The 20306-nt window shown below is 50.9% G+C and carries 20 protein-coding genes and 1 pseudogene; 10 read left to right on the top strand and 11 right to left on the bottom strand.

Annotation, left to right across the window (positions count from 1 at the left end; genetic code table 11):
* A complete protein-coding gene (locus ACR3E7_RS08640) occupies positions 1 to 1647 on the bottom strand; it encodes a DNA cytosine methyltransferase (RefSeq protein ID WP_480502729.1) in 1647 nt (548 codons plus the stop codon).
* A gap of 153 nt (positions 1648 to 1800) precedes the next feature.
* On the opposite strand from ACR3E7_RS08640, the gene ACR3E7_RS08635 reads away from it, so the two are divergent.
* Positions 1801 to 2322, top strand: coding sequence for a Panacea domain-containing protein (locus ACR3E7_RS08635; protein ID WP_480502728.1), 522 nt, complete (start codon positions 1801 to 1803; stop codon positions 2320 to 2322).
* Positions 2300 to 2647 (top strand): hypothetical protein, encoded by a 348-nt coding sequence (locus ACR3E7_RS08630; protein WP_480502727.1) that lies wholly within the window; start codon positions 2300 to 2302, stop codon positions 2645 to 2647. Before ACR3E7_RS08635 ends, ACR3E7_RS08630 begins: the two co-directional genes overlap by 23 nt.
* 44 nt (positions 2648 to 2691) lie before the next feature.
* On the opposite strand, the gene ACR3E7_RS08625 is transcribed toward ACR3E7_RS08630, so the two are convergent.
* The 3 genes and pseudogenes from ACR3E7_RS08625 to ACR3E7_RS08615 all read right to left on the bottom strand — a co-directional run.
* Positions 2692 to 4041 carry a hypothetical protein gene (locus ACR3E7_RS08625; protein ID WP_480502726.1) on the bottom strand — a complete coding sequence of 450 codons (1350 nt, stop codon included), beginning with the start codon at positions 4039 to 4041 and terminating at the stop codon, positions 2692 to 2694.
* 48 nt (positions 4042 to 4089) lie between these two features.
* Positions 4090 to 4746 carry a recombinase family protein gene (locus ACR3E7_RS08620; protein ID WP_480502725.1) on the bottom strand — a complete coding sequence of 219 codons (657 nt, stop codon included), beginning with the start codon at positions 4744 to 4746 and terminating at the stop codon, positions 4090 to 4092.
* Between the two features lie 412 nt (positions 4747 to 5158).
* A pseudogene (locus ACR3E7_RS08615) lies at positions 5159 to 5311 on the bottom strand (IS3 family transposase); the annotation flags it as partial.
* A 156-nt stretch (positions 5312 to 5467) separates the two neighbouring features.
* On the opposite strand from ACR3E7_RS08615, the gene ACR3E7_RS08610 reads away from it, so the two are divergent.
* Complete coding sequence (locus ACR3E7_RS08610) at positions 5468 to 6124, top strand: hypothetical protein (protein WP_480502724.1); 657 nt, start codon at positions 5468 to 5470, stop codon at positions 6122 to 6124.
* Between the two features lie 372 nt (positions 6125 to 6496).
* Here the strand turns inward: ACR3E7_RS08610 and ACR3E7_RS08605 are convergent, their stop codons facing one another.
* The 5 genes from ACR3E7_RS08605 to ACR3E7_RS08585 all read right to left on the bottom strand — a co-directional run bounded on the left by ACR3E7_RS08605 (position 6497) and on the right by ACR3E7_RS08585 (position 12269).
* The gene (locus tag ACR3E7_RS08605) at positions 6497 to 7126 is read right to left on the bottom strand and encodes a hypothetical protein (protein ID WP_480502723.1); all 630 of its coding nucleotides are present in this window, start codon (positions 7124 to 7126) and stop codon (positions 6497 to 6499) included.
* A 163-nt stretch (positions 7127 to 7289) separates the two neighbouring features.
* Complete coding sequence (locus tag ACR3E7_RS08600) at positions 7290 to 7613, bottom strand: helix-turn-helix transcriptional regulator (protein WP_480502722.1); 324 nt, start codon at positions 7611 to 7613, stop codon at positions 7290 to 7292.
* Positions 7600 to 8817: a tyrosine-type recombinase/integrase gene (locus ACR3E7_RS08595; RefSeq protein ID WP_480502721.1), complete on the bottom strand. Its 1218-nt coding sequence runs from the start codon at positions 8815 to 8817 to the stop codon at positions 7600 to 7602. Before ACR3E7_RS08595 ends, ACR3E7_RS08600 begins: the two co-directional genes overlap by 14 nt.
* Before the next feature lie 706 nt (positions 8818 to 9523).
* Positions 9524 to 10057 carry a hypothetical protein gene (locus ACR3E7_RS08590; protein ID WP_480502720.1) on the bottom strand — a complete coding sequence of 178 codons (534 nt, stop codon included), beginning with the start codon at positions 10055 to 10057 and terminating at the stop codon, positions 9524 to 9526.
* A 616-nt stretch (positions 10058 to 10673) separates the two neighbouring features.
* The gene (locus ACR3E7_RS08585; RefSeq protein ID WP_480502719.1) at positions 10674 to 12269 is read right to left on the bottom strand and encodes a GMC family oxidoreductase; all 1596 of its coding nucleotides are present in this window, start codon (positions 12267 to 12269) and stop codon (positions 10674 to 10676) included.
* Between the two features lie 107 nt (positions 12270 to 12376).
* Between ACR3E7_RS08585 and ACR3E7_RS08580 the strand changes: the two genes are divergently transcribed.
* From ACR3E7_RS08580 to ACR3E7_RS08565, 4 genes are all read left to right on the top strand, one after another.
* Positions 12377 to 13615 (top strand): TRAP transporter substrate-binding protein, encoded by a 1239-nt coding sequence (locus ACR3E7_RS08580; RefSeq protein WP_170770083.1) that lies wholly within the window; start codon positions 12377 to 12379, stop codon positions 13613 to 13615.
* Between the two features lie 67 nt (positions 13616 to 13682).
* Positions 13683 to 14348 (top strand): TRAP transporter small permease, encoded by a 666-nt coding sequence (locus ACR3E7_RS08575; protein ID WP_170770084.1) that lies wholly within the window; start codon positions 13683 to 13685, stop codon positions 14346 to 14348.
* Positions 14348 to 15706 (top strand): TRAP transporter large permease, encoded by a 1359-nt coding sequence (locus ACR3E7_RS08570; protein ID WP_170770085.1) that lies wholly within the window; start codon positions 14348 to 14350, stop codon positions 15704 to 15706. Before ACR3E7_RS08575 ends, ACR3E7_RS08570 begins: the two co-directional genes overlap by 1 nt.
* Positions 15707 to 15717: 11 nt before the next feature.
* On the top strand, positions 15718 to 16497 hold the full coding sequence (locus ACR3E7_RS08565) for an IclR family transcriptional regulator (RefSeq protein ID WP_480502718.1): 780 nt from the start codon (positions 15718 to 15720) through the stop codon (positions 16495 to 16497).
* 235 nt (positions 16498 to 16732) lie between these two features.
* Here the strand turns inward: ACR3E7_RS08565 and ACR3E7_RS08560 are convergent, their stop codons facing one another.
* Positions 16733 to 17296: a Crp/Fnr family transcriptional regulator gene (locus ACR3E7_RS08560; protein ID WP_480502717.1), complete on the bottom strand. Its 564-nt coding sequence runs from the start codon at positions 17294 to 17296 to the stop codon at positions 16733 to 16735.
* Positions 17297 to 17373: 77 nt separating this feature from the next.
* Between ACR3E7_RS08560 and ACR3E7_RS08555 the strand changes: the two genes are divergently transcribed.
* Positions 17374 to 18099, top strand: coding sequence for a hypothetical protein (locus ACR3E7_RS08555; RefSeq protein ID WP_480502716.1), 726 nt, complete (start codon positions 17374 to 17376; stop codon positions 18097 to 18099).
* Between the two features lie 69 nt (positions 18100 to 18168).
* A complete protein-coding gene (locus ACR3E7_RS08550; RefSeq protein WP_170773679.1) occupies positions 18169 to 18741 on the top strand; it encodes a carboxymuconolactone decarboxylase family protein in 573 nt (190 codons plus the stop codon).
* Between the two features lie 80 nt (positions 18742 to 18821).
* Here the strand turns inward: ACR3E7_RS08550 and ACR3E7_RS08545 are convergent, their stop codons facing one another.
* Positions 18822 to 19700, bottom strand: a complete 879-nt coding sequence (locus ACR3E7_RS08545) for a LysR family transcriptional regulator (RefSeq protein WP_170773677.1) — start codon at positions 19698 to 19700, stop codon at positions 18822 to 18824.
* A gap of 163 nt (positions 19701 to 19863) precedes the next feature.
* Here ACR3E7_RS08545 and ACR3E7_RS08540 point away from each other — a divergent pair, with 163 nt between their 5' ends.
* Positions 19864 to 20127: a DUF4242 domain-containing protein gene (locus ACR3E7_RS08540; protein ID WP_170773675.1), complete on the top strand. Its 264-nt coding sequence runs from the start codon at positions 19864 to 19866 to the stop codon at positions 20125 to 20127.
* Positions 20128 to 20306: the final 179 nt, after the last annotated feature.

Here is a 20306-nt window from a genome sequence, read left to right as displayed (position 1 = left end):
TTATTCCGCAGCAACTGATCGCTTAGGGTTTGCTCTAAGCGATTCATTTGTTGCTACGGCTAGCACGGCACCAGCGATGATGCTCCTAGCGTTCCGTTTCAGCTTTGCTAGCCCTATGGGTTTTTCGCCTTCTTGTTCAGTGAGAAGTGTTTCCAATAATACCTCAAAAGTACCGTCGGCTGTTTCTAGCCATAGGTCCGATGCTAGAATGCTCGAAGCTATCTCTCCTAGTTTGTCCAAGAAGAGAAAGGCTGAAGTTCCCTTGACGCGATGCGACCACAATAGCTGCAGGTCACTAGATGTTTCCGACGGTAGTTGAACTGAGGCAGAACGCAGTGTGTGCTCTAGAAGTTGGGGGAGGTCAGCCTCCAAACCTTCACCGACTGCCAGCATTTGCTCAAAGTCAAACACATGCTCCCTAATACGTTTGGAGTCACCAAAGAAAAATCTGACTTGCCAATCATAAGGGTCTGAAACATTAGAAAGTTCGAAACGGGTGCCGCTTTTGAAGCGTAAATTTGGAACGCTAAAACGAAACCTACGTGTCTCCGGATAGGTTTTGCCTACTCTGTCTGGCTTCGTTTCGATTGGTTTGGATCGCTCGATGTAACGAGAAGCAACCTGTTTCGACAAAGCGGGTACGCTCGTGGGCGGTGTACCCAGCATACTATGAGCAACGAAGTAGGTGAACGCTGGAGGAATTGCATTTCCTATCATTTTTAGTTTTTCAGCGTGAGTGGAGCCGTGAAATTGATAGTCCACCGGGAACCCCTGTAGAGATGCCCGCTCCCTCACGCTGAGACGCCTAAACTTCCCTTCGTGAGTTGTATCCCCCACAATCAAGCTTTCGCGGCTGACGCGCGTGCAGGTAGCTGTAATTGTCCGACTTGTTCGGTTGAGTGGCTCAGGGAACTCCATCCCATTGTAAACCGGGTGAGCACGCTTCATGTCTCGATTGAAACGGGCTTCTTCATCGCTCAGGAAATCTTCTCGCTCAACATCAGTGACGGGCTCCGTCGTCACACGGCGGTAAACTGGATCGTTTTGCTGATGAATTGCAGAGAGAACATCCCCCAAAGTTACACTCGGAGATACTTCCTGATAACTAGCAAGAAGCTCAAACGGGAGGTTGCCTATAATACAACGCTTTCGCCTTTGAGGGACGCCAAAGTTTGACATGTCGACGATCTGCATTTCAGCGTTCTGCAGCAAATCTCCATACTGTTCGAGCACACCTCCCTTTCCACTTTCTTTTTCGACGACTTTGGCGACCCGAGGTACGTTTTCGAAGGCCCAAAACTTTGGCTTAACGAGTCTTACAACTTCCATGAAGCGCTGAATGTCAACTAACCCGTCAGCAAGATCACCCGAACCTCCTCGGTTAGCGTACGAAAATTGGGTGCATGGTGGGCTTCCAACCACAACGTCTATATTGGACCCGTCTGGAAGGCTAAGCAGATCAAGTGGCATTTTTCGAATATCGACAACTTGAACATCTCCCTTCAAGTTGGCGCTGTGCGTTAACGCTGCTGGCCGCCACCACTCAAAGGATCGCACGACTTCGATTCCAGCCAGCTTCAAGCCGAGGCTCCAGCCGCCGATTCCCGCGTATAGATCAATAGCTTTCATGCTGCGAATTTTGTCCAAGTAAGGTGTCTTCTTTCTCGCTTGTATCAAAATGTGGTGTTGCGTGCACGCAGTTTAACTCGCACTCGCACCTATTATTTGGGGGCTATATACTTAACTTGCTGGTATGGCTTTCTTCCAAACATGCCCATATATAGAACATAGGAGGAACCCATGGCAGAGCATGAGCACGCCCCCAGCACAGCAATGGCGGTAGCGAATTGGTTCCTGACGAAGAGTTGGTCAGAGCCAAACTTTCCGCCTTGCGATCAGATGAAGCTATACAAGCTCGTTTACTATGCGCAGGCTTGGTTTCTTGCCAACTATGGCAGTCCTCTTTTCGAAGAGGATATTGAGGCATGGCCGCACGGCCCGGTCGTTCGCGACCTGTATATTGAGTTCAAGGGGTTTGGACGGCGTCCGATAACTGCCTTAGGAACACGTTTGGAGTCGCGTAATGGAGAATTCGTTCGCGTTACCCCTGAACATGACGGCACCCTTGACGATTTTCTTTGTGCCGTTTGGGACAATTACAAGCAGTTCAGGGGCGTAAGGCTTTCGAACGCGACCCATGCAAAAGGTGAGCCATGGGAAATTGTTTCTCGGCACTATGACCTTGATGAGAAGCCGACCATCCCGACTGATTTAATTGAGACTGTGTTTAGGGAAAAAATTGGCGATCAAGATAACGAATAGAGATGTCGCCAAGGCATCCGACAAACCAGACAAAGCAACCGGAATGGCTCCGGACTGGACGGCTCCTGCCGCCCCCGACCGTGCCTTCTATATTAACCTCGGCATCTTCCGCTACGGAACGTCAGACAAAGCTCACGGCGCGGCTGTACTACTGTCTGTTCTCTTGTTGATTGTCATTGTGGTGTTAGTCTTCTGCGGACACAGCCTCGGGTTGTCAGAGGCGTGGCTTGATAGAGTTTTTACTTGGATGGGAAGCGCGTTTCTGTTTGTCGCAGGCGCTGCAGTCGGACGGGCTGGCGGCCCAGACAACGACAAGAAGCCTTAATCCCCTATTGGCCTTTGGCGTCGGGTATTGGACGAGGTGCCAAGCTACACCATGTGAAGATTTCGCCGTGCGTATTCGAAACGACGTTCTACGACGTATATGCGTCTGTCTGATTTTAGCGTTTTTAGAACAGGTGGGTTTGATCGCGCCAATCTTTGAACCGTCGCTCGTATTGGATCACCTGCAGCCAAAGCAAGACGACCGTTCTTAGCCAGATTATGGATAATAGTTGTGGCGATAAACGGGGTTTCCGACGCTGCTGCAATAGCCGCTCTGAGTTGGTCGGGTGTCGCGTCCATCTCGTGTTTTTCTTCCCAATGCCACAAGTGCTCAAAGACGTCATTTAGAGTTTGAGTTGCTTCGGCTTTGAGATTCTCGACCGCTAGTAAAAAATCTTCCATAGAGTGGAAAGATGATCGCCGATGTAAGGTACTGCGATACCCATCAGGAAAGGTAACCTCGAAGCGAACTCGGCGATCCGTTTTTGCATATACTCTTAGTCGGCGATCACGAGTGAGGTAGATTGTTGCGCTCTGAGATTGGTGTGAAATTTCGCGTTCTGTTGGCTCGATCCGTCTGCGTGTGATACGCATTCTTTTTGCGACGCGAGGTAAAGAGTGAGTCAGCGTATCGACAAAAGTGATCGGTGTATCGTGATTGAACTCCCAATAGAACTCTATGTCACCTAGTTGGTAGTCTTCAGGAGAAAAATCTGTCGCGTTCGCGCTGTCGTTTTCGATCAACTCGTGTTGTTGCAACGCTTGAACGAATGTCGCCAGTGTTCCCGCTACATAATTCGATAGATGGGTTTCCAGCGTTCTATTCATTACAAACCTATATCGAAATTCATCGCCGATAATCAGATTGTCGCAGACAACAAGAGGCCGTTCGTTTCGCCACCACTCGGGCTTGGGTTCAATTGCATTCGGAAAGTTATGTGTCGAGAAGCGAGGTTTTCCATTTTCAGTTTTAATGAACAATTCGTGGGCCTGCAGGAAACGCGACAAGTTCCATGTTGCGTCTATTTCGATTGCACAACGCGCCTCCTGGCCAGAACCCGGAATGTCCGTCCCGAGCAATTGGCCGAAGATGTTTCCTGAAAGTAGCGGTCGCGGGCCAATGTTTTGCGGCCCTCTTCCTGTGCTGCGAAACGACAAGTGCAACCTTCTATAGTTGCTTCGATAGTTTCGGCTTTGAAACCATGGCACTGTGGTTCCTGACGAAGTTTCTACTTCATGTGCAGAGAGTAGCGACCATTTAGCTGAGATTTCGTCGCGAGTTCCATGAACGTACCAGCGACCAACTTTCAACTGAAAACGATCTATCATTGCCGTTTCCGCTGAAACTCGTGAGCCAGCTCCAATGTTTGGCAGAAATCTGTCTCTCTGCGTCATGTGTTATGTCCCTAATTACGGTCTTTACAGAGGGGACGCCAAATGGAGCTAGGTCAAGCAATTAGCATTGAATCTGTTATATACTCTGAAAACAGTGGTTTGATGCCACGATCCTCCTCGGAACGAAGGAATGTCCTTGCTATTTAGCTCTTCGGCGATCTGTTTAAAACTCAAGTCTAAATCAAAACGTAGGCGAGCTATCTTTGGGCCGATTTCGGCGGCAAACTTATCTGCTCTCGTGGCGTTCCGGTCTTCAACTAGTTTGGCAGCTTCACCCAGCTTCACCCCTCGTTCCTTTGCTCTGGAAAGTGCAGCTTTGGTTCTCTCGCTTATTCTGCGACCTTCCTCCTCAGCCATGGCGGCATAGACGTGCAACATAAATTTGTCTGCATTGGGCATATCTGCAGCTACAAATCGAACATTGCTTTCCAGAAGTCCGGAAATAAAGTGTACGTTGCGGGCAAGGCGGTCTAGTTTCGCGATTAGAAGGATAGAAGTCGTGCTTCGACATTTGTCTAACGCCTCAGATAGTTTTGGTCTGTTGTTCCGCTTTCCGCTTTCCACTTCTATAAATTCCCTAATGATTTGCCCGCCAAGTTGGTTAGCGTATTCGGTTGCGGCTTTGCGCTGGGCCTCTAGTCCCAGTCCGCTTGTGCCTTGCCGGTTAGTCGAAACACGGTAGTAACAGATAAATTTCGGGTCCATGTGGTCTCCTGCACAAGTAACGTCGGTTGCATGTGTACAGACCTGATCACCTGCGCCATCAATTGGTAGGTTTTGCCAAAGATTTTTTGTATTTTTTCAATTTTCCGAAAAAGCACGTTAGAATCGTACATATTTTCCCACGATTATTGAGTTTTTGGCTGCAATCGATTGTATGTTGATTTACGCCTGTCGGCTCATGGACGTTGGTTCAATGTAGGGTGCGTTTTATATCAATGTGTTAGTTGTATCTGTTATGTCAATCGAAGATACGCAGTATGCACCCCTAAGCGCTCGGGACGCAGGTATTAGGAATGCTCACCTACAGATTTATTACATTCTAGTATTTACTGTCCAATATTCCGAGACAATTTAGGCTAGGGAAGGTGGCTTAGCTCCGGTTTCTAAAGCTGGGGCCCACATTCTGCATTCGCCAGAGGTAGTAGGTCTGCTCAGTTATCCGCACTTCACGGATCGAATCCACGCGCTGCATTCCCTGACCGACAAGCACTTCAACCTACCGTAAATTCGTGACAGTCTATTCCGGCTTGTGTCGATTAACTCTCATTCTGATCCTCCGGTTTCCTATGCATACGGCGGACCACTTCAGTGGGGGAAGACTATCGCCAAGGCAATGTCCATTGCCCTTTACTCTCTTCTTGGGCATTCTCGCAGTATTAAATTCTGCTTTGCCACATCACGCGCTAGCGCAAGGAATGTCATGTTGTTTAAACGTTTATCGCTGCCTTTGGGCTTTATCATATCATTTTTATTTCTTGTCGCTTGCTCTAGTGGGCAGGGAATTAGCGAGGCTAACAGAGAAGAAATTCAAGCTTTGGAAGCTGTTCTTGCACCTCGTCCGAGTGCTGAGGAGATACGAATACGCGCAGACGCTGACAGAGCCAAACTGCACGAGTATTTCGAGCGTGTGGGGAATTGGGTCATCACCTGTGATATTCCGAAAAAAGCCACAACAGGAGAAGTTGTTGGAGGCAATCAGTGCACACTTAAGCCAAGTAATTCGCTTACCTATATTTATAGGGAGCATCTTGCTGAGATTGAACTGCCGTATGAAAACACGCTGACGGTTCGCGCGAGCGAGGGTCGCATAGCTTTACTGGGGCCGAAAGACCCCGCGAACAGGAGTGATAGCTATGTTTGTGGTTACGGACCGAAGAACCATGGCGTCGACGGTACTAGTCTCAATGGTAAAAGCCACGAAGAACAAATTCGAATTTTGAGAAAAGGCCGAGAATATGGGAAGGACAGGCAGGAAGAATGGCCCAGTTGTCGAATATGGATTGGTCGAACGCCTCTTCAAGGTTTTGGACCAGCATACGACCGCTTTTTGCAAGTATCGAGTAGCCGTAACCTAGGTTGAATCAGTCGTATTGTTACTCCGAAAGTGCATGTTGCTTTTGGGTGACCCGATCTTGAGTAACCATCCCAAAACTTTTGTGGGGCTGGAGTGATATTGGCCACGCTCTACTGATGTGATCGTAAACGGCAAATGACGCGTGTTGAAATCTCGCATCATTCGGTTAGGAACATCTGTTACATTGATTGGGGGCAAGTGCTTTTTACTCCTAAACGTTAGACGTTTCTTCGAGGAAACAGACTCTTCGGGTTGTTATGTGCACCTTAAATTTACTGTCCGAATTTCAGCTACAAATAGCGCTATAGGGGCCTCTGCCGCCACGCATTCGAAATATGGGCCCACAAGTGACTGGATGATGCGGCCATAATCAGTGAATTATAGACCAGAGTCGTCGCGTTCGACTTCGGATTGCCGTTTCTCCCTGCTTTCTTTCGCGTTTTCGATTAGAAGTTTTCCTCTTCTTTTAAGGTCTTCATGTGCCAAATCATTTGCACTAAAGGTCAACCTCATAAGCGATCCGTCGCAGTCTAGTGTAATCGCCTTGCCGGTATGAATGTTGCCATACGTGTAGGTCCACCAAGGTACCTGTGAGATGCCGCCGGATTTACTGAAAGACAATTCTCTCTTTTGGGTGTGTTCAAACTTTCCGTATTTTTGTTCAAGTAACTCAATCAAAACGTCTGCTGTGTCCCAGCAAACCGACCATCCTTTATAGCGAGTTTCGCCGAATATTTGATAAACGCCAATTTCGGATTTTAAGACACTCGCGTAGTAGACTTCAAAGTTTTTATTCGGAACCGGTGGGGAAATTTTGACAGTGTATGAGTGTTTTTCATCGCTCAAAATTTCCTCAATTATTTCTTCTGGCAGTGATTCTCCGAAAGTTACTCCAAAGCCGCCAGAAATATTCGGATTTGGAGCAAAGAGGGGTTTGAAGTGTGAGAAAATTAGAACCGCGAGTATGGAGCACGATATAAATAGTACGGCTTTTACTGTTCTCTGCATAAATACTTCTCCGCTGGTGATCTTGGCTGTCTTCGCCGCCAGTTTTTGGCTTGTCTGGTAAAAAATATTCGGAAGTTTCTAAAGTCTTTGTCTGAGGGGAAGTGGCCATTGCGTAGATGCTGAAGGTTTCCCGTTTCCGAAAACTAAATTTGGTCTACCAATGTCAGCTTCGCTTGTTTGGAAGATGACGCCCTCTCTTTCTTCTTATTTTGTCAAAATCCAATATGTCGGAAAGGTGGTAATACACACTTCTTCCCTTTTTGAAGTATTTTGGTGGTTCACCTAAGCTACGCCTGTTGCGTAGCGTCTGCACGCTAAGGTTCAGGATTTTCGCGGCGGCAACTTCATTTAGTTCATCATTTAATGTGTGAACAGCCTGACGCTGTCTTCGCCTTTTTTGCTGCTCTTCTGCGGTTTCGGCAACTAACTTGTAACGGTGCACTCCAGTTTTAGGGTCACGCACTCTAATCCTTCTAAATTTCATCATTCTTACCCCTGTCCAAGAAGGTGCTTCGAACGCGACTACCCGTTTCATTGATAGCGGATTGGGTTGTCGATGATCTGGAGTGAATGTATCGCATTGTAGACCTAATGCTTTTGTGCCCACCGACGGACTGCGCTGTCGCTAGATCATTTGATGCGGCGATGTCAGAGAGCACATTGTGCCGAATATCATGTAGCCTCAACTCTGGTAACCCCGCACGTCTCCGGACCATTTCCCAAGTTCGCTTTATGTCTTTAAGAGGCTGTCCGACTATGCCGCCAGGAAACAAATACTCGCTTGTGGCGCGCTTATGGAGTTCATCAAGCCAGCTATGGAGGTCGTCGGACATGTGTTGCTTGCGATCACCTGATTTGGCCCCAATGAACGCTATGGTTTTTCGTTCAAAGTCTAATTCATCCCATCTCATGCGCAGTGCTTCACTGCGTCTGCATCCCGTAAAGAACATGAAGATAATTGCGTTTAGCGATGCGTCCGAGCCGGGATGCTTGATGCGAACGTAGTCTAAAGCTTGCGCTAATCTTTCTGTCTCTTCTATTGTGAGTAACCGCTCTACGGCTCGTTCCGTATAGGGTTTAACGCCTTTTGCTGGATTGTAGTCATCGCAGAGACCAATGTTTTCAGCCCAATTGAAGAGCCTTCGGATCAAGGCAATTAGCCGGTTAGCTGTATATGGGGTATTGGCATGATCCCTATGGAAATGGAGTAGGTCATTTCGGGTAATTGATGAGATTGGCCGCTTGCCCAGAGAGTTGACCAAGTTTGCCCGATGCAATTGCCTGTACCCTTTGATCGTCGAAGATCGGAGGTGAAATTGGCCATATTCTTCTAAGAACCGTTCGAACAATTCGTTCAAAGTTAGGCCATGACGTTTTTTTGCGCGCTCGTCGGCTGGGTCGTGGCCCGCAGCAATGTTGTTTAGATGACGTGCTGCCATGTTGCGCGCGAGCGTTACGCTCATGTCTGGAAAATCACCCAGCTTGAACTTTTTTTCCCGTCCAAAAGAATTCCGGTACCTGATTAGGAAACTGCGATTTCCTGCTGGGGTAATTTTTACTTTTAGGCGGGGGACTTCAGTGTCTGCGACCAGATAGTCGTACGGAAAGGAAGGCAGACTCTCTATAAAAGACTTGGTCAGTTTAGCCTTCGATGGTGGTTTTCTTGGTGGTGTCCTTTTTTTGATCGGCATACCAACTCAAAATCCTAGGACGCGTATAGGACGCGTCAAACTGGTAAATCAAAGTAAATCAGTAGTTCAAGATCGGTAAATCAAACGGGATTTTGGTATATAAGTCAACGTGCTTTCGATGTTTAGGTAAATGTAGGTAATTCAATGGCATTAGATTTGTAATCAGTAGGTCCGCGGTTCGAGTCCGTGTGGGGGCACCAGAAAATTCCTTAAAAACTGGTCTTAACACCTATCAGGGCGATTTGACCCAGTGCAGTAAGTCCAGAATGGGTCGGAATTTGGGACGCTTTCGGTTTTGCCTTAGGCTGCGTTTAGCATCTCGCGCGCTTTGTCTGACGTGGTCAGATTCGCGAACTTGGCGGTTTTTTGTGTCGGAGTGACCGTCGAGTGACCGTCGAGTGACCTAAGAGATGAGACACTTCCTCAGGTCGCATACCTTTGTTCAGCATCCGAGTTGCATAGGTATCCCTGCAGGAGTGAATTGTTGCCGCTCCTTTCTCCGCCAACACACGGGCACTGGAGGCGCAGTTGTCCGTTAGGCTTGCCGCTTGGGTTTGACGGCCCGGTCCATTGAGACGAAAGGTTTTGGCTGCTCAGGGAGCCTTGTAAAAAACGTCGTAGAGCCGGTCGCTGATTGGGACTAACACGGACTTCTTGGTTTTGTGGCCCCGGTTGCCGATCGCTCTGTTTTCCAGATCATATCTGCTTACTCGACCAGAATGGCTTCAATCAGCCTTAAACCTTTATTTTTTAGGTAGTCGAACAGATCGGCCGCCTTCTGATATGCGGCGTTTCCCTCAGATGCCTTGGCGTTGGGAAACTGGGGAATGGCATTTTCTTTGGTTTCAGAAAAAACTTGGCATTTCACTAAGCCGCGGTCGAATTCAGTATCCAGGTCAGGGTTCACCTTGTTCTTCTTTTTGCAAAAGTTGTTCACTCGCTTGAGAAAGCGAAGTTCGACTTTGGTCGTGTTTGCCGTCATACCTTCTGCCCGACGTGCCATCCTTAGGTGATCCACGTCGCCACCGGTCCAAGGAGAAAGAGGACGGTCCGGATCAAGCGACCAGTGGCCGTGGAAGACCTTGGTCAGCCCTAGCATTTGATGCATGTTGTATTGGTAGCTGTCCTTGGTCCGGCTTTGGACACTGGCCACCGTGAGCGCGGAGGCGTCTCGGAGCGTTGTCTCCGGCTTCTCGCCATGTTGGCGAATGTCCATGACCTTGTTGTATTCCGCCGGCATGACGCGTTTAGCAACAGTCTAGTCTTTGCGCTTGGTACTGGCCTTGTACTCTTTGCCGCCGATCATGAACTTGTCGAAGTACGGGCTGTCATTGGTTTGAAGATATTCATTGGGCTCTTTCTTTAGACACAAAGAAGACCCAGCGCATCCGAACTTGGGCACGCTAAATCGATCCGCTTTGCGCTGGGCATGCAGAGGTCAGGTCTTCAGGTGTGGATTTTGGTTTGGGTTGTTGGTTCTGCTGGTTCAGCAAGTTTTTCAGTTGTCCCTTGTGCAAGGCATCCAAGAAGTTCGCTACTTCCCGGCTGCTCAGGTTGCCAAGAGCGACCAATGCATGTCGGGATGTTATTCTTGGGTTCAAAGACGCACCCAGATATAGCGATCCAAATTGAGAGGTTCGTCAAGTGTTACCCATAGGTTCGAAGGTACTGCCACATTGCCAAGTTCCATTTGCTTGATCATAGTGTGGTGTTCGACGCCCAATGCCTTGGCCAAAGCCTTTAGAGTGTATCCCTTTTTCAGTCGGACATCTTTGAGACGCGCAGCCAAGTTGCTTCGGTTGGGGCCACCCGCTGTCGCCGTGCTCCTGTCCGAAGTGATCGCACGTGCCGAGTGGTCAGGCATCCGCAAGTATTAAATCGCTCGCCTTTTCACCGATCATGATCGCAGGTGCGTTGGTGTTTCCGCTGACGATTTCTGGCATGATCGAGCAATCAGCGACCCGCAGATTTTCTATTCCGTTGACTTTCAGTTTGGGGTCTACGACTGCATCGCCCGACGCGCCCATCGCGCAAGTGCCCGTCGGATGGTAAATCGAAACAGAATTCGACCGTGCCCAGTCCAGTGTGCCTTCGTAATCATCGCAGGATAGCTGCGCGTCAGGCCGGAACTCTTCCGAAATTTTTGACGCTAATGGGTTATGTCGTGCAATCCTTCGAGCGATGTTCACACCGTCCACGATCGTCCGGCAGTCGGTTTCCGTAGACAGGTAATTCGGGAAGATTTTGACATATTCAGATGGATCGGGCCCATTTAAGCGCAGCTCGCCTCGGCTTTCCGGGCGCAATTGGCAAACCGACATGGTAAAGGCAGAAAACGGGTGTACCCCCTCGCCAGGACTGTCCGCCGACCACGGCTGGACGTGGAACTGGATATCGGGCGTTTGCACTTCGGGGCGCGTTTTCAGAAACCCGGTGGCAAGGCTAGCGGCCATGGTCATGGGACCTGCGCGGAACAACGCATATTTTAGCGCAATCCGGGCCTGATTGAACAGGCTACGCACTTCGTCATTCAGCGTGGGCTCGTTGCATTTGAATACAAGTCGCGCCTGCAGGTGATCCTGCAAACCTTTGCCAACGCGAGGCAACGCGTGGATCGGCTCAATCCCGTTATCCTTCAAGTGATCGGGATCACCAATGCCCGATAGCATCAATATCTGCGGCGAGTTGATTGCTCCGCCGGACAGAATGATCTCGCGACGAACGGTGATTTTCTGCACAGCTCCAGATCGGTCGCGATATTCCAGTCCGGTCACTTTTTTGCCGTTAAATGTGACGTGCGACACCATAGCGTGGGTGATGATATTCAGATTGGTGCGGTCGCGGACCGGCTTGAGATAAGCCACCGCAGCGCTGCACCTGCGACCGTTGCGCGTCGTCAGTTGAAAATACCCGACGCCTTCTTGTTCCGCACCGTTGTAGTCCGGGTTGAACGGATAGCCCGCGGATTGCGCAGCGGCGACCCAGGCGTCGCAGATCGGACGTTGTATACGCATATTCGATACTGACAGCGGGCCGCCTGTGCCGTGAAAGGCATCCTTGCCGCGTTCCTGATCTTCGCTGCGTTTGAATAGGGGCAGCACATCTTCCCATCCCCAGCCGACATTGCCCATCTGGCGCCAGCGGTCGTAGTCCTCTTTTTGTCCGCGTACATAAAGGAGACCGTTTAGCGAGGATGATCCACCCAGTACTTTGCCGCGCGGCCAGTCGATGGAACGACCGTTCAACCCTAGGTCGGGTTCGGTGCGGTAGCACCAGTCGACCGACGGGTTGTGCATGGTTTTGAAATACCCAACAGGGATGTGAATCCACGGGTTCGTATCTGGCCCGCCCGCTTCAAGCAGGGCGACTTTGGTGTTGGGATCAGCGCTTAGGCGGTTGGCAATGACACAGCCAGAAGACCCCGCCCCGACAACCGCATAATCCACTTCCATGACCGTCTCCTCCCAAAGTCGTCAAAAAACTCTATGCAAATTGCCAGAACTATACTAGCATTTTTTGATACAAAACGTCTCAATAATTGCGAAACGGGAGGATAGCAATGGAGATCGGACGGAAACTGAGTGGCATTTCACGGCGGGATTTCTTCCGTGTGGCAGGGCGCTATGGCATGAGCTCGACTCTGCTGGCAGCTGGTGGGTTTGGCGGCGCGATGAGCCTCGCCAATCTGGCGCAAGCCGCTGAGTCAAATTATGAAAAGAGGTTCTCGAAGGAGCCCAAACACACGCTGAAATTCGGTGCGGCCGGCTTCAATACCCGCAACCTTTTGATCGAACGGGCCGGTGCCATCGAGTTCGCGCGCGACCTCGAAGAGCGTACAGACGGTGAGATTCGCATCGAGTTCATCGGCGACAACCAGATCTGCGGTCAGCTGAGCTGCGTCGAGAAGACTCAGCAGGGAATCGTCGACATCTATGCCGCTTCAACCCAGAACTCGGCAGGCGGCGCGCCGTATTTGAACGTGTTGGACTATGCCTATATGTTCCCCAGCCGCGCAGCGCAGTATCATTTCTTTTACAGCCCCGCCAGTCAGCGCATCTTACGAGACCCCCTTGAGAAGCGCCATGGGCTGAAGTTCTTGTTCACCCATTGTGAACTGCGTGGCCTTCAGATGGGTTCTAACTTTGCAGACAAACCAACTGTTACAAAGCTGGAAGAGTTGTTCGGTACTAAGAACCGCGTGACCGGCACACAACTTGGTCGGATCGCAATGCAGCTGCTGAACCTGAACCCAGTGCCTGTCGCGTGGGAAGAGACGTTGGATGCGTTGAAAACTGGTCTGATCGATGGGGCCGAGACTTGGGCCTCTGCCGTGGCTTATGCCAACATGGCCCCAGTTGTGTCGCAGTCGGTGAACCTCAAGTTCTTCTGTGGTACCGAACACACCTCGATGTCAGCAAAAGTGTTCGACAGCCTGAGCGGAGAGCTTCAGGATGCCGTCATGGAATCCTCGTACTTCACACAAGCGCTCATTCAAGGTGCGAACGAGGCTGCGTTGCTGAACACCGTGGGCTTCTCGGACCCGCAACTGCCGAACACGATCTTTGCCGAAAACGGTGTACGGGCCGCGTTCCTAGCTGATGATCAGATCAAATTGGCCGAAGAAATGTGTGCGCCCAACTACAACCCTGAACCCTGGGCGCAATGGCGTGAGCGTCTGAACAACTGGGCAGGTGGCATCGATACCTATCAGGAAATCTACGACATCGCGCGCGAGATTCCGGCGGATATGCTGCCTGAAAATGTCGAACCCCGCCGTTGGTGGATGGGCACTGCCTGATTAAACTGAACGAACCGGCCCTTTCGCGGGCCGGTTCCACTAAACACCGACTGGGAGGATGGGGTTCATGTCGCTGTGGGCAGATATTGGGGCAATTTTCAGCGCCTTACTCAGCCGGGATTCATTCGAGATTCAAACCGCACTGCGGTCTGACGCGGCTTGGGTAGTCGGAACGGTGGTCGCCGCGCTCGGCGGTTTGCTAATCATGATGATCTACCGAAAAGTACCGTTCATCGAGCGCCAGCTTGAACGCTCGGTCATGGTGTACTCCTATCTGGCCATCGCGCTGATCATCTTTTGGGGTGTTATTGACAGGTTTGTGTTCAACGATCAGGAACCGTGGTCGACGACCATCCCGCCGTTGTTGTTCATGGTGATGGCTTGGTTTGGCGCGTCTTACAACGTGCGCCTGCGTACACATCTGAGCTTTACTGAATTTCGCACAGGGATGCCGCGCGGCGCGCAGCTGGCCTGTCTGATATTGGACGCTGTTCTTTGGTTCATTTTCGCAGTCATTGTCATCGTGACAACGACACGTCTGGTGGCGCTTTCGGCTTCGAATTTTCAGATCGTGCTCGGAACCGACAACATCATGCAATGGTGGTTCCTTCTGGCCGCGCCGCTGTCGTTCTTCCTAATGGTTGGGCGGGTGTTTCAGAACCTGGCAGATGATTTTGACAACTGGAAAACAGGTAAGCCACTGCTTCAGCAGGCGGTGATAGGATCGGACTGATGGCGGACGGAACCTGGGTAACTCTGATCTCGATAGGGGTCACTTTTCTGTTCATGCTGGGCGTGCCGGTTCTGCTGGTCATCAGCTATTGGGTGATCGGCTGTTCTTTTGTCCTTGGCCTGACGCTGGACAATATGGGAGCGGAACTCTTGAACGTGTTCAACAAGGGCTTCGCCCTGTTGGCGATGCCATTGTTCATTCTGACCGGTGACCTGATCAACAAATCCGGTATTGCGCGCCGGCTAAGCGACTTTGCCTATGCCTGTCTGGGCTGGATACGCGGCGGGCTTGCGATGGCCTCGCTGGGGGCGTGCGGGTTGTTCGCGGCGATTTCCGGCTCAAACTCGGCCACCACCGCGACGATCGGGTCGATGCTGCACCCGGAAATGGTCAAGGGCGGTTATGACGAGCGCTTTAGTGCCGCAACCGCTGCGGCGGGTGGTACGGTCGGCATCATCATACCGCCGTCGATTATTTTCATCGTCTACGGGTTCCTGATGAACCTGCCAATCTCCGAGCTGTTCGTGGCCGGCATTCTGCCCGGCGCGCTGATGGTGATGGGCATGCAACTGGCCTGTTGGATCATCTGCCGCATCAACGGTTGGGGCTATCTGATCCCGTTGCAACTTAACCGCATCCTGAAAACCGCCTTTGGCGCTTGGCTTGGGTTCTTTGCCATCGGCCTAGTACTGTGGGGCATCTACACCGGCAAGTTTTCACCCACCGAAGCTGCCGGCGTGACTGTCGGATTCTGTGTGATTGCCGGGCTGGTCAGCTATCCGATTAACCGCATCATGGGCGCGCGCAACAATATTCCGCCGACTGAGAAAACCTATGCCGAGATGTTCGTAGTTGAAGGGTTTACCATCCCCGAGATCCCCTCGATCGTGATCCGATCTGCGCAGATCACTGGTATCCTTGCACCGCTGATTGCCGTGTCTGTCGTGATGCAGCAAATCCTGTCGTTGCTGGGGGCGCAGCAGACGATCGGTGACTTTGTCACCTCAATGGGCGGGTACCACGCCGTGTTGTTTACCTCGATGGTGATCGTATTCTTTTCCGGCATGGTGTTGGAAAGCCTACCTGTCACGATCATTCTTGCGCCGATCCTGGCCCCCATAGCAGCGTCTGTTGGCGTCGATCCAATCCATTTCTCGGTGATCTTTCTGGTTGGGGCATCCATCGGTTTCATCACCCCGCCCTATGGATTGAACTTGTACGTGGCGTCCGGCGTGACCGGCGTGCCCTATTTCAGATTGTTGCGCTACACGGTGCCGTATCTAGTGGCTTTGCTATCAGTTTGGATACTGGTGTCACTGGTACCTGATCTGGCCTTGATCCTGCTGCCAAACAACTAGAATGTATCGGGATGGCCTATACTGATGCACCCGAAAAAGAAACTCAGATACCGACAAACCTGCGCCTATTGGTGATCCTTGAGGAAATCGCCCGGCGTGGGGTCGCGGTAAAGCCATCGGATTTAATCGAAACTCTGGGCTTGGCAAAACCGACGATCCATCGCCTGCTGCAAACCGCCGAAGCCGAAGGGTTTCTGCAGCGCGATCTGGATGGGCGGTCTTTCGGACCGGGGCCTCGCCTGCGCCAGCTTTCCGTGAATACAGTGTCATCGGAACATCTTCGTACCGCGCGACTAGCAATTTTGACCAGCGTGGCGGATGAGATCGGCGAAACGTGCAATCTGGCGATCCCCGACCGCGAAGGGATGATCTATCTTGACCGGGTCGAGACAAAGTGGCCTTTGCGCATTCAATTGCCGATCGGGACGCAAGTGCCGTTTCACTGCACCGCTAGCGGCAAGATGTACTTGTCGACGCTTAGGCAACAAGTTCTGGACGGTTATCTGGCCGCTGGAAGGCTGGACGCCCAGACGCCGCATACACTGACCGAACCGGAAGCATTGCGGGCCGAAATGCACCGGATTTCTGCCAGAAATTATTCGACGGATGACGAAGAATTCATGTCCGGCATGACCGCTGTCGCCGTGCCAATTCAGGACGAGACGGGCAGGTTGGTCGCCACTTTGTCGGTTCATGCCCCAACGCAACGTCATGAACTGCAAGGGTTGCTCGAATTCCTTCCTGTCCTGAATGGTGGAGCCGAAAAGTTGTCGAACCTTCTTTGTTCCTGATTGGCTCTTTGCAGTGCTGTAGCAAGTTTTTTGCCTAAACCGGTATTGTTCGCGCCCCTATCTATTTTCCAGATATCAACAACCTTCACCCGCTTACGCGGGCTCAAGGAAAGTCGGTTGTTTGAATGTATATCGCCTCTGAGAGTCCCGAAATTTCAGCCGAATTGCCGAGTTAAGTTTCCGTGGGCGTCGGTTGGAATTTCCAAATCGTGAGTTCCGCCCTTCTTTTTGCTCTCTACCTAGCGCGTAGACGGCTCATCGTAACGGGCGTGATCCCCAAAAAGGATGCTATCAACGAATGAGTGAAAATGTCTTCATAGCTGGGGAAGGCTTGGCGGAACCAGTTCAGCCGCTCCGCCCCGTCAAGAGCGGCGAGACACCATTCGCGTTCCGCCTTTTCACTCAATGCGTCTCGTAGAATACCATTTGCCCAGTTTCGGATTGGTTCAGACTCAATCATCAGGTTCGTAAGCCGATCAGTATTGATCCAATAAAGCGAGGCGTCTTTGGTTGCCTCGATGGACACAAGGGACACTCCATCCCGCGTTCGCGCGATATTCGGCGTGACAACGCAAGGACCTACATGGAGCCCAACGCATACTTCCTTGCCTTCTTGGTCACAAATGCTGCTGGCTAGGCACCCATCCAAAAGAATGAACTCATCTGATTCAGGTTGTTCTTGGTGGGCAAGGCGCGCGCCCTTGTTCAAACGCTTACTTCTCCACTGAGACGCAAAACCGTCTGCAAAACTCATATCAGGCAGGTCAGGAGACTGTGCGAGAAATTTCCGTAGATCCATCTTGGTTTGCCTTATCAAATGATAATGCGTGTGGCTTCACCCAAGGGCAACTTGGCACAGATCAAGGAGTTCCCAAAATGATTCACACAATTCTTTCAAGGTACATCGGTTTTGCCGCCGTTGGCTGCGGGTTGATTGCTTTAGTCATCTACGTGCTGATGATCAGCGTCACGCTTGCCCACATCGAAGCTGTCTCGGGGCAGGTCCCATTCGACATGCGTCCGCTCGGCTACTCTCCCAAAGACGCCGCGTCGCTTCTTGAAGCCTTAAGAGCGGAAGGGCGCGAGTATTATCTCAGTTACCAGCTCTCTCTGGATACATTTTACCCGGCTATGCTCGCGCTGACTTTGATAACCACGTTTAGCTGGTTCGGGCGACGTATGCCCGACAGCAAGCTTGTTCGCTCTGGCATAATTCTCTCGGTTGGCTGCGCCTTGTTCGACTATTTCGAAAACATTGGAATCGCGGCCATGATTTGGAGTTGGCCAGAGGTATCAAGTGCACTGGTGTATGCCGCCAGTACAGCCACAATTGTTAAATCGGCCCTGACAACTTTGGCTGTACTGCTTTCGCTTCTGACTGGGTTTCTCTGGGCGCGTCTCCCCAAAGCGGACCTTTGTCCCCAGGCGGACAATGGCGACTTCGTCCGCAGAGCGGACACTCATACAAGCTGTAGTGAATGGCTGCTTCGAGCCCAAAGCTGCCTTTCAACAAGTGTCGAAAATGCTGCGTTGCAGCCAAGCGAACCCGCCGTTTGCAGTGTGTGCAGAAAACTATCACGTGGGATCCAAAAATCGCTTTGAGTTTGCGTAAGCAACTTGGCATCGTCACATTGAGACCAGGTTTACCCAAAAATATTGGGAGAGAATTCAATGAAACGCCTGTTCCCGTCTTTGCCGGACAACGCAACACTTGGTAGTGTCTATCAAGCTTTTCCCGATAAGCTTTCTCCACTTTGTGCGTACGAAAGCCTGGTTATGAGGGGAAAGAGCGATCTGTCGGTCGCCGAACGTGAATTAATCGCAGCCTATGTCTCGGGCTTGAATGCTTGCGCGTATTGCCATGGGGCGCACATCGTTTTTGCCAAGGCATACGGTATTGAGGTCGAGACAATTGAGTCGCTGATGGAGGACCGCGATACGGCACCAGTCGAGGATCAGCTTAAACCTTTATTGGCATATGTCGAAAAGCTCACTGTCTCGCCATCGCAAATGACTGAATCAGACGCAAAAGCGGTGTATGACGCAGGCTGGTCGGAGAGTGCATTGTTTGATGCCATCCAAGTTTGCGGCGTGTTCAATCTGGTGAACCGATTTATAGAAGGAACAGGTGTCCAAAGCCCTGGCAACGATCCAAGACAAGCCGATGAGGCCACTTTGGAACGATGCCGCAGCGAAACCTTCTACACTGATTTCGGACGGGAGAACGGCCTCGATATCTCTTGATTTGTAGTTGTGCCAGACCGCAGAGCAGAGATTGAACGGAAGTGACATAGTGTGTGCACCGAGCCCAAAGCTGACGTTACTTATCCCGGCCATGCAAAAGTCTGCGATGACCTCATAAGTGCATCAAGTGCAGGCGAATGTTTTCGGCCGGGAACTGTAAAGGCCGCGATAGTTCTTGAAACTTCTGGCTCAACAAGCGGGCGCTGCATCAAGCCCGGTAGAGTAACCGAGTACTCAGGCATAAAGGCAAAACCAATGCCCGCAGCAACCATTGCTTGTACCCAATCTTCTCGCTCAGACCTGAAGCGAGCGTACAGCTCAACGCCTTTTGACTGACAAACCGACATTACCATCTCGCGCAACTCACAGGCCAAGCGGTCAACGTAGTTTTCTTGTGATAAGTCTTGGAGCGAAACTGAGTTGAGTTGTCCAAGGCGGTGTTCCGGCGGGAAAACAACCACATATCTTTCGTCGTAGAGTGGTCTAGTCCTGAACTCCTCTTCAAGCTCTTCAGTCAGGGTCATTAAAGCAACATCGATATCGCCATCGGCAAGTTTTTTCTTTAGGTCCGACACGCTTGCTTCGTTGACAGACAACTCTAATCCGCTGTGGTTTTTCTCGAATTGAGCTAAAAAGCGAGCAAGGCGAACGTGCCCAATTGTTGATAGGACACCCAAGCGCAGCGGTACTTTTTCCAGCAAACGAAAATTCTGAGCCAGCGCTTGTGTAGCTGCTGCTTCGTCGACGATGTGCTGTAGATGCGGCAGCATAGACTTCCCAAAGTCGCTAACCAGTATTTTCCTACCTTCCCGATGGAAAACCTGTGCGCCCAGTTCGGTTTCTAGTGACTTGACGCCCTTGGTAAGCGCTGGTTGGCTCACATTGCATTCTGCAGCAGCTTTGGTGAAATTCAGATGCTTTGCGGCAGATAAGACATATCTAATCTGAGACATCTCCATGTTGGGGCACCTCGTCACTGAAAGCTAATAACAATCATGACGCAGGATACACCGTTTTATCCAAACCTGGAGTTATTAAGTCATAAGGTATTGATAGTTCCCCGAGCCACCGCTCCGTGATGCAATAGACGCACTAGTTTTGACTATTCGAAAAGGGAGCGAAATGTCTGTTTTTATGGTCGAAAGAAACCTTAAGGGTATCAGCATAGATGACTTGGGCGCTGCTCAAAAAGCCGCGATAGCAACTGCGCAAAAAATGACGGCAGATGGAGACAAGATCAGCTACGTTCGTTCAACATTTGCTCCCGAAGACGGGCGCTGCATGTGCTTGTTTGATGGTGAAAGCGCCGATCAAGTTCGTCGATTGAACGATACCGCTGGGCTTCCTTACGAAAAGGTCGTAGCCGCAATGGACCTTACTCCGTAACGGCTTGTAATATTGATTGCTTTTTGGGCCCTGAGTATATGCTCATGGGCCCTTGGCAATGGTTGAGCAGCTCGGCAGGGAGGTGCAGGTTCGTCCCGCAGATACTTGGTACACCGAGTTTTGCGGAAGCGCAGCATCATCTCCAATGCAGACTAGAACTCATCTCGTTTTAGCTTCTT

It is taken from the genome of Ruegeria sp. BK1 (assembly GCF_056535645.1).
This window is presented reverse-complemented; position numbering and strand designations above follow the sequence as displayed.